Source organism: Pseudomonas sp. EL_65y_Pfl2_R96 (genome assembly GCF_963970905.1).
Classification (GTDB): Bacteria; Pseudomonadota; Gammaproteobacteria; order Pseudomonadales; family Pseudomonadaceae; genus Aquipseudomonas.
On record NZ_CAXAQH010000059.1, the window covers coordinates 1 to 8,804 of the forward strand.

Here is an 8,804-nt window from a genome sequence, read left to right on the forward strand (position 1 = left end):
CTTGATCATCTTTACCACTTGCAGTTTGAAGCTGTCGTCGAATGTTCTGCGTTTGCCAGTCATGAAAGAATCCTCGATAGATGCATTCTCCACCTATCGAGGTGTCCGGGGAAATTAGACCACTGCAATCTCCCTCTTCCAGATGATTGCCGCTCGCCCACTGCTTGAGATTACATCGCAGGACGTTGCAGGTTGACCCACTCCTGTACCGTCGGTCGCTGCCATTGGCGCTGCGCGTATTCCACCAGTGCGGGTGGTACGGAGTCGCCATTGAGTATCAGCCGGTTGAGCATCAAGGCCAGGTCCACATCGGCGATCGACCATTGGCCGAACAGGTACTCGGGGCTGTCAGCCAGCAGCGTTTGTGCGGCATCGAACAGCTTGCGCGTTGCCGACTCGGCCGCTGGCGACAAGGGCCCTGATTTGAGGCCATAAAACACCACCAGCGTGGATCGCTCCTGCCGAATGGGCAGCAAATCGCTGCGCAGCCATGCTTGAACTTGTCGTGCCCTCGCACGCTGTTTCAGATCTCGTGGATAAACCGGCGTCTGGGGGAAAACGTCTTCCAGGTATTCAGTGATCGCCGACGATTCAGACAAGGCGAAGTCGCCCTGCACGAGTGTCGGAACACGCTGGGTCAGCGAGAGGCTGGCATAGTCTGGTGTCTGGTTTTCGGATGTTTCGAGGTTGAGCGGGCTCAGTTCAAATTCGATGCCCTTTTCGCGAAGTGCGACGAAGGCCGACATGGCATAGGGGCTGGTGAATTGAGCGTCAACGTACAGGCGCAGGCGGGAATTGTTCACGGGGTCATCTCCATATGCAGAAGCAAAACACGCTACGAGATCCAGAGTTATAAAGAAAATTCATGTTTTTCATGGGCGTATTCCTGAGCGGAATACGTGAGGTGCGAAACCTGTATGCGGGCTTGCTCGCGAAGAGGGAGTGTCAGTCGACATTAATGTTGCCTGGCACACCGCTTTCGCGAGCTCGCTCCCACAGGGATAGCGCTTGTCGTTTGTTCTGGTTATCGCTTTGTGCAACGGGTCGATTACGTTGGCTCGTATCGTGTGGCGGCGGACGATGGTGGGTGCCACGGCGTAAACGTCGCGTCGAATTCCGGCGCCCTGACTGGGGGCCAAATAGGAGCTAATATTCACCTGAACCCTCCTGCAAAGGACTGCAACCATGAGCCGGCTTGAGCTACTCACCAAATGGAATCGCATGATCGTGCGGTTGCAGATCGAACACGAAATCAGTGCCCGGGATTTCGAGAAATTCAGCTGGAAACTGGGCATCCCCTGCGTGGTGCTGTCAGCGATTGTCAGCGCCAGCGTCTTTGGTTCAATCAGTGACTCATCGCCCCCCTGGCTCCAGTATGCAGCGGGTATCCTTTCGCTTCTGACCCTGGTGTTGAGCTCGGTTCAGACCTTCCTGAACTTTGACACCCGGGCTGCCGGGCACAAAGACACCGCCGAGAAACTCGGTGCGATATCTCGTGAGATTCAGGACGAGATCGCCAGCGGCAAGGACGAGGCGATCCTGGGCCCAATCGTTTTGGACATCCGCAAGCGCATTGATTCGATCCTTCTTGATGCCCCGACCTTGCCCAAGTCAACGATAAGGAAGCTGGGGGATACTCGCGTCCACCCAGAAGCTCCATCAGAGGAGCATGACACCGTCCCGGCTTGAATAGAGGCCAGACGCTGGTCCGCAACATCGTGAAAGGAGGCGTTTGAAATGCAACTCATCACGTTGAAAATCGATAAGCCGGAAGCGACGAACTTCATTTTTGGTCAGACGCACTTCATCAAGTCCGTCGAGGACATTCACGAAGCATTGGTCAATGCCGTGCCCGGCATTCAGTTTGGCGTGGCCTTTTGTGAAGCCTCCGGTAAATGCCTGGTGCGATGGTCTGGCACCCATACCGCCATGATCGAGCTTGCCCGGAAAAATGCGCTAGCCATTGCAGCAGGCCATAGCTTCATCATTTTCCTCGGCGACGGCTTCTATCCGCTGAACGTGTTGAACACCGTCAAAATGGTGCCAGAGGTGTGCCGTATTTTTTGTGCAACCGCCAATCCAACCGAAGTGATACTCGCGCAGACGGAACAGGGACGAGCGGTCCTGGGCGTTGTGGATGGCTTCTGCGCCAATGGCGTCGAAGGCGACGAAGACATCCTGTGGCGCAAGAACTTGTTACGGCAGATCGGCTACAAGCTGTGACCCCCCCTCCTTCTCCCTATTCGACCAAGGAATAGAGAGAACATGGAAACCCCGGAGACCCGCTCCGGGGTTTTGCGTTTCATCCCGACAGGCTCACCGGCCGGAATTGTGCACGAGTTGCTCAACGAAGAACTCCACATGCCCTCTGGGGTGGGTCGGCAATGGCCAGGTGTCGACGTTGTGAGCAAGGGCCTGGAAGGCTTGAGCGCATTTGGAGCGGGGAAAGGCTTCAATCACTGCACGCCCCTTCTGCGCCGCTTTGTGCGCGCATTCGTCGTTTGGCACCGCGCCGACGTATTGCAGGGAGACATCCAGGAACATATCGGTAATCTTTTCCAGCTTGGCAAACAGATTGCGGCCTTCCGCCGGACTGGCCGTCATGTTGACCAGCACCCGAAAACGGCGCAGGCCGTAGTTCAGGTTGAGCAATTTGATCAGTCCGTAGGCGCCGCTGATTGAGGTGGGTTCATCGCACACCACCACCATCACTTCCTGCGCCGCGCGGATGAAATTGACCACTGAGCCACCGATACCGGCGGCCGTGTCGATAATCAGCACATCCAGTTTGTCGCCAATATCGCTAAAGGACTGGATGAGCGCACGGTATTGCGCAGGCTCCAGATGAGTCATGTTCTGCAAGCCAGAAGAGGCCGGGGCCACACGAATCCCCCCTGGCCCTGGCACCAGTACCTCGGAAAGCTCGCAACGCCCTTCGATGACATCGGCCAGTGTGTAGCGCGGGGTCAGCCCCAGCAAAATATCGATATTCGCCAGGCCAAGATCGGCGTCCAGCAGTACGACGCGCCGCCCCATTTTCGCCAGCGCCAGTGAAAGGTTAACCGCCACCGTCGTCTTGCCCACGCCACCCTTGCCGCCGGTCACAGCGATAACTTGCACGCAATGCACCTGATCCATTTTTGCTTTCCCTTCCCTGCGCATTGTGTGCCAGTACGTAATGGCACCCTCCAGATGCCGGAAGCATAGCTGAAAAGCGCAAAATTGCTGCTTTGTCCCCCGACGAGAGGCATTTCGCCATATTCCATCGAACCGTTTCCACGAAAAGGCCGACAGATCAAGGTCACACGCCCCATGAATGCCCCCTGAGCCAGCCCCTCGCCGCCAAATTTGTCTCCTCCCCCCGTGAACCAGTCTTCAGACCCGCAGTCTTAGCCGTGCCGTAAAGGAAGCTCGCCCAACGAAGCACTCCTACGGTCATTGCTCGTCCCCGTCCCCCCTATCGTCGTCAACTCATCAGAGCTGTCCGTTCATGCGCCCAACCGTCCGCTGCTGCCGCTCTATCTCGCTGTGCCTGATGCCTTTGCTCTCGCTGCTCGCCAGCCCCGCCCATGCCAGCGGGGAGCGGCAATTGGCGGAGGTCATCAACGACTATCGCGCCGATCCCGATCGTTGCGCGGGGCGTGCGGTCAAGCCGTTGCGGCCACTGTCGCTGAAATCGGACCTGGCGTTGCCGGTTGGTTATGGCGGCGGTTTGCGCAACGCCTTGAAAGCTAACGGCTATCAAGCGGTTGCGGTGCGGACCATTCGCGTGGTCGGCGCGCAAGATGCCGATGAGGCGTTTGACATGCTCCAAAGCGACTACTGCGGGGCGCTGCTCGATACCCAGTACACCGACATCGGCGTCACTCGCGCCCGTAGCGAATGGCAGGTGGTGCTGGCACAACCGGTGCTCGATGGGCGTATCGGCGATTCGCGTGAAGCGGGCAAGGCGTTGCTGGCGCAGGTCAATGCGGCACGGGCCAGGCCACGTATGTGTGGGCGCCAACGCTTCGCCGCCGCGCGGCCATTGACCTGGAATGCCGCCCTAGGTGCCGCCGCCCAAGGCCACAGCAAGGCAATGGCCTACGGCAACTACTTCGCCCACCAGGATCCCGACGGTGATATGCCGGCGGATCGCGCCAGAGCTGCCGGTTACCGTGGCCGGCAGATCGGCGAAAACATCGCCGCCGGGCAAGGCTCGCCCAGCAAGGCGATGGCCGGCTGGCTGGCCAGCCCCGGGCATTGCGCCAACCTGATGAACCCGATGTTTACCCAGGTCGGCGCGGCGTATGCCGCCGACTCGCGCAGCAACGAGGGGGTTTATTGGACGATGCTGTTTGGGACGCCTTGAGCGAGGGTTTCGAACCTTGCATAGAAAATGGCTGGCGCTTGGGTCAGTCAGTTAGGGGCTTGAACACCGTAGATCTGTGGGAGCGAGCCTGCTCGCGAAGGCGGCGGGTCAGCCAATATTGCTGCTGAATGTACCGCCGTCATCGCTAGCAGGCTCGCTCCCACAGCTTTGCACCTGCTTCAAGTCGAGGCAGTAGGTGTAGTAACCCGTATCGCGCACATAGCCCAATGACTCGTACAACCGTTGCGCGACGTGATTGTCCGTGGCGGTTTCCAGCACCATGCCCTTGGCGCCGGTCAATAGCGCAAAGGCTCGGGCGGTGTTCATCAATAGCGTCCCTACCCCTTTTCCCCTGGCGGCAGGTGTGGTGAACAGGTCGCTGAGCAACCAGGTGCGGTGGGCGTCGATGGAGGAAAACGTTGGGTACAACTGGACGAAGCCGAGCGCTTCGCCCGTGGAGTCCTCGGCGAAGAAAATCGCCGATTCGTCCCTGGCGATGCGCTCGGCGATGAAATCGCGCGACTGCATCAGGTTCGAGGGCTGGCCGTAAAAGCCTCGGTAGGCGTCGAAGAGACTGGCGACTGTGTCGATGTGGGATGCATCAACGCGCAGGACCTGGACGGCCATGTTGGAGATCTCCGAACAGATGGGTTACTTCGGTTGCGCCACCGTGCGCAAATACGGTTTCAGCGTCTTGAAGCCATCCGGGTATTTCTTCCTGGCGTCCTCATCGGAGACCGACGTGGGAATGATGACGTCCTCGCCCGGACGCCAGTTCACCGGCGTGGCGACGGTGTGCTTGGCGTTCAGTTGCAGAGAATCGAGCAGACGCAGCACCTCATCGAAGTTACGCCCGGCACTCATCGGGTAGATCAGCATCGCCTTGACCTTTTTGTCCGGGCCGACAATGAACACTGAACGCACCGTGGCGTTGTCCACCGCAGTCCGTGCGCCGCCACTGGCATTCGGATGAATCATGTCGTAGAGCTTCGCCACCACCAGGTTCTCGTCACCGATCATGGGGTAGTTGACCGCATGGCCCTGGGTCTCTTCGATGTCTTTGGCCCAGGTCTGATGGTTGCTGACAGGGTCGACACTGAGCCCGACGATTTTGGTGTTGCGCTTGTCGAACTCCGGCTTGAGCCCTGCCATGTAGCCAAGCTCCGTCGTGCACACCGGGGTGAAGTCCTTTGGATGTGAGAACAGAATCGCCCACTTGTCGCCGATCCACTCATGGAAATGCAGCGGGCCTTCGGTGCTTTCAGCGGTAAAGTCCGGTGCTTCGTCGCCAATACGGATTGCCATGTTCGTTCTCCTTACTGTTGAGTCGCAGGGAAGCCGCCGGAACCCTGCTTGCTGTTCCATCGGCATTCGGTATCTGTGTTGAACCTGTCAACGCGGATCAGTATAGGAGACGCCTGAAGACAAGGAGGCTAGCGCTGCGCCAACTGCGCAAGCCCTTGAATGACTGTGCATTCAAGCCTGCGAACTGCGCTCGACCGCCACCGCAAGTGCTGATGTCCTGGCCAGCCAGTAATAGAGCACGCCCGGCACCACCAGCCCGACGATCCAGGAAATATCGACACCGCCGAGCTGCGCGACCATCGGTCCGGAGTAGAAGTGAGTGTCGACAAAAGGCAGCTGGACCAACACACCGAGCACATACGCGCTGATCCCCAACACATTCCAGCGGCCATAACGCCCCGCCGGGTCGGACAACGCGGGAATGTCATAACGCTCCTTGTTGATGAAGTAGTAATCCACCAGATTGATCGCGCTCCACGGCGTGAAGAAGGTCAGCAGAAAGAGAATGAAGTACTTGAACGTGCTCAGAAACGAGTACTGACCCAGCAACGCGAGCGTGGTGGACGCGCCGACAATCGCCAGCACAAACAGCATGCGTTTGCCGGCGGATATCTCGAAGCCACGACGAAAGCCACTGATAATGGTGGCCACGCACATGAAGCTGCCATAAGCGTTGAGGGTCGACACCGTGACCTTGCTGAACACCACGCTCAAGTACAGCAGGGAGGCCATCAGGCCGGTACTGCCCAGCCCCCGATGGTGGCGACTTCATGCCCACGAAAATTCGCGCCCGCCACCGCACCGCCGAGCAACTGGCCGATCAGCAAACCAATGAGTGACCAGAACACATCGCCACCCAGCACCACGGCCAGCGCGCCGGTCACAATCGCCGTGATCTGCAGATTGGCGCCGAGCCACAGGGTGAACTGGCTGTAGAGGCTGCCATGGCGCTCGGCTAGCAAGACGCCCCAGGTGCAACACGCAAAGATTGAACGCCTTCAGCAGTGCCGTCGACGTCTTGGCGCCGACCTCATCCCCCTCCTCCATCGTTCTGATCCCGTTCGCTGCATGGTGTATTTTTTTGACCATGCCATAGGCGCAGCGAATGCTTCCAGCCCTGGGTAGTTGTCTTGGGACCGATAGTCTTCAACCTGAATGAGCCCGTATTGCATAGCGGCTTAGGGCATCAGGTCCAACGGCATGATCTGTCCTTTCGCTCGCTCGTCATACCAACGTTGCAGTGCATCGGGTAAGCGCCCTTTCCAGCTCGACATGTTGGTGTAGTAACGGGCTCGAGAATTGTTCTGCTCATCGAACACCAGCAGCACCAGCCAAAATCGGGCGTCTGCTGCACGCATGAGAATGGCGGCATTGGTATTGCCCAGCCCGCGCACCCACATTTCAGTCACTTCAGCGCCCGGCAGGTCATTCGACTCGTCACCGATCAGCCTGGAACTGCTGCTGTCCATCAACGTCTGGTAATCGTCCTTGAGCAATTGCCGCAGCTCGTCATCTTCCTGCTGCGTACGCACAAGACCCAGACTGAGCAAATTGTAGTCCAGAGCCAAAGCCTGTTCCGACGCTACATAACGCCCAGCGTAAAACACACCCATGCCGGCTCCACAGTCGGCATCGGCACCTTCTTGTGTGACATCGAGAACGCCATTGATGGCTTTGAAGGTCAAGGCGCAGGCGCCTTCGATGTAATGCGCCTGGGTGCCGTCGAGTTTGGCGATGCCGTTCAGGTTGCCAGAATTGGCGCCACTCGCAGCCGATATTTCGAAACCCAGATGAGTCGAGTCCCGACGTGTTGTCTTCAACTCGGCTCCCGTCGAAACGCCCCAGGGAATGCGCTGCCAAGTGGTGTCCCAGTTAAACGGAATGGCCGCGTATTCGAGTTCGGTGATTCGCATCAGGTATTGCTGGCGCAGACAATCGATTTGGTCTGAACAGTGATTGCGTTGTTTCAGCCACTGACGTTGGTCTTCTTTTAAAGCTTTAGGGTCGGCGACTTTTGCCAGCGTCGAACGCCAGATTTTTGCCAGTTTTTGGTCCAGCTTCGAAGTATAGGGGTCGGCGCAAATGGCTTTTTCACTGGGGCTGGCGGCACTGGTGCAATCGAAGCTACTGGCGGGGGCTGCGGCAGAGAATGCGAGAAACATCAGCAGTAAAGCGCAGCGAGCGTTAGAGCAGAACAAGGTCGGGGGCATGGGCAGATTCCATTCTTTGAGCGCGCCAGTATGCCGAGACAAGCGCGAAAAGGCGCTTGTTCTGGTATGGCCTCTTCACGGGCAGCCTCGCTCCTACAGGATTTTTGTCGCTCAAATTTCGGGCAAACCCGCTTCCACATAGATTGCACTTAACTGACTGAAATCAGAACAAGCCCCTTGGTTCTAGATTTTGACTTCGCTGGCCGGCACGACATCGATCCGCGCCACGGAACCGGTCAGATGCGCCAGATCCTTGTTGTGTTCGGCGATGATGTCTTCGGCGCTCATCGTGCCATTGTCGATAGTGGAATGGGCGTCGGCCGCCAGCACTACGTCGTAGCCCAATTGATGCGCCTGGCGCACGGTGGCGTTAACGCAGTAGTCGGTTTGCAGGCCGCAGATGATCAGGCGCTCGACGTCCAGCTCTTGCAGCTGTTCATGCAAGTGGGTCTGGTAGAACGAATCCGGGGCGGTTTTGCACATGCGCAGGTCTTGGGGTGAAGTCTTCAGGCCGTCGGCCAGTTGCCAGCCTTCGCCACCGTATTGCAGCAGGTCGCCCTCTTCTTCGTGCTGGATCAGGATCACCGGCAGTCCGGCGGCTCGGGCTTTGGTACTGAGGCCATTAATGGTTTCGATGATGCGCTGGATGTCGAAGCATTCATATTCGCCGGTGCACAGCGCGCGTTGGACGTCGATGATCAGGAGTGCGGTGCTCATGGCTTCCTTCCTTAGAGAGGTCGCTGGAACGATGGATTTCAACTCCCTTTTAGCCTGTGTAGCAGCTGTCGAGCTTGCGAGGCTGCGTTCGAGCCCCTGTAGGAGGGTCCGCCCCGTCTTCGACGCCGCGCTGTCGCGCAGCAAACTGGGGGGATCTAAAGTTGAGAGCGCGCGCGGGGCAGAGACCGTCATTAGCACTGGTGTGTCCGCACCCGAGTAGG

General features: G+C 58.3%; 8 protein-coding genes and 2 pseudogenes. 3 read left to right on the top strand and 7 right to left on the bottom strand.

The window, feature by feature from the left end; translation table 11 throughout:
• Positions 1-170: 170 nt before the first annotated feature.
• Positions 171-803 carry a glutathione transferase gene (gene yfcF / locus AACY49_RS29010; RefSeq protein ID WP_339527591.1) on the bottom strand — a complete coding sequence of 211 codons (633 nt, stop codon included), beginning with the start codon at positions 801-803 and terminating at the stop codon, positions 171-173.
• Positions 804-1,185: 382 nt separating this feature from the next.
• Between yfcF and AACY49_RS29015 the strand changes: the two genes are divergently transcribed.
• Both AACY49_RS29015 and AACY49_RS29020 read left to right on the top strand, forming a co-directional pair.
• Positions 1,186-1,689, top strand: a complete 504-nt coding sequence (locus tag AACY49_RS29015; protein ID WP_258696584.1) for an SLATT domain-containing protein — start codon at positions 1,186-1,188, stop codon at positions 1,687-1,689.
• Positions 1,690-1,737: 48 nt separating this feature from the next.
• Positions 1,738-2,223, top strand: coding sequence for an adenosine-specific kinase (locus tag AACY49_RS29020; RefSeq protein WP_339527593.1), 486 nt, complete (start codon positions 1,738-1,740; stop codon positions 2,221-2,223).
• A 93-nt stretch (positions 2,224-2,316) separates the two neighbouring features.
• Here the strand turns inward: AACY49_RS29020 and AACY49_RS29025 are convergent, their stop codons facing one another.
• Positions 2,317-3,138, bottom strand: a complete 822-nt coding sequence (locus tag AACY49_RS29025) for a MinD/ParA family protein (RefSeq protein WP_258696585.1) — start codon at positions 3,136-3,138, stop codon at positions 2,317-2,319.
• A gap of 352 nt (positions 3,139-3,490) precedes the next feature.
• On the opposite strand from AACY49_RS29025, the gene AACY49_RS29030 reads away from it, so the two are divergent.
• On the top strand, positions 3,491-4,351 hold the full coding sequence (locus tag AACY49_RS29030; RefSeq protein WP_339527595.1) for a CAP domain-containing protein: 861 nt from the start codon (positions 3,491-3,493) through the stop codon (positions 4,349-4,351).
• A gap of 174 nt (positions 4,352-4,525) precedes the next feature.
• On the opposite strand, the pseudogene AACY49_RS29035 reads toward AACY49_RS29030, so the two are convergent.
• The 5 genes and pseudogenes from AACY49_RS29035 to AACY49_RS29060 form a co-directional block, all read right to left on the bottom strand.
• Positions 4,526-4,978, bottom strand: a pseudogene (locus AACY49_RS29035) (GNAT family N-acetyltransferase); the annotation flags it as partial.
• Between the two features lie 24 nt (positions 4,979-5,002).
• Complete coding sequence (locus AACY49_RS29040; protein WP_339527597.1) at positions 5,003-5,656, bottom strand: peroxiredoxin; 654 nt, start codon at positions 5,654-5,656, stop codon at positions 5,003-5,005.
• Positions 5,657-5,827: 171 nt separating this feature from the next.
• Positions 5,828-6,645: pseudogene (locus tag AACY49_RS29045) on the bottom strand (cytosine permease).
• A 189-nt stretch (positions 6,646-6,834) separates the two neighbouring features.
• Positions 6,835-7,866, bottom strand: a complete 1,032-nt coding sequence (locus tag AACY49_RS29055; RefSeq protein ID WP_339527600.1) for a lysozyme inhibitor LprI family protein — start codon at positions 7,864-7,866, stop codon at positions 6,835-6,837.
• A gap of 183 nt (positions 7,867-8,049) precedes the next feature.
• Complete coding sequence (locus tag AACY49_RS29060; protein WP_339527601.1) at positions 8,050-8,583, bottom strand: cysteine hydrolase family protein; 534 nt, start codon at positions 8,581-8,583, stop codon at positions 8,050-8,052.
• Positions 8,584-8,804: the final 221 nt, after the last annotated feature.